Raw genomic sequence first — 398 nt, 5'->3', positions numbered from 1 at the left:
AGCATTAACGCACAAACAGTAAAAAAATTGTTGACCCGTTATGTTTGAGTAAGAATTTATTTTTTCAACGTCTTCTTCTTTAGTAAAAGTATTATGTACCAATATCACTTTTTCAGCTCCTGCTAAGTTGTGTAATACAGTCTGCATGCTGCTTTTGCCTGATGGTTTAAAAAAAGAATTATCCAATTTCATCATGGCATACATTCTTTCAAAATCACCATTTCCTGTTTTAAAAAACTCATCTTCAAAAGCAGTTTCCTGGTTATGAATAGTGGTTGTTTTATTTTGAAAGTATGGTTGAATCAACTTCCATAAATCTTCTGAAACTGAGTATGGGGCATGAGGAGCAAGAGCGTTTTGAATTTTGAATTTCGAATTTTGAATTTTTGCAAACTCAT

The 398-nt window shown here is 31.9% G+C and carries 1 protein-coding gene; it reads right to left on the bottom strand.

Annotated features, from left to right (window positions below):
* The coding region (locus E3E36_RS12520; protein WP_206203735.1) for a hypothetical protein at positions 1–398 on the bottom strand (398 nt) is incomplete at both ends.

This window comes from Thermococcus sp. M36, from assembly GCF_012027355.1.
Classification (GTDB): Archaea; Methanobacteriota_B; Thermococci; order Thermococcales; family Thermococcaceae; genus Thermococcus.
The sequence above is the reverse complement of the archived record's forward strand: the minus strand, read 5'-3'. Positions and strand labels throughout refer to the sequence as shown.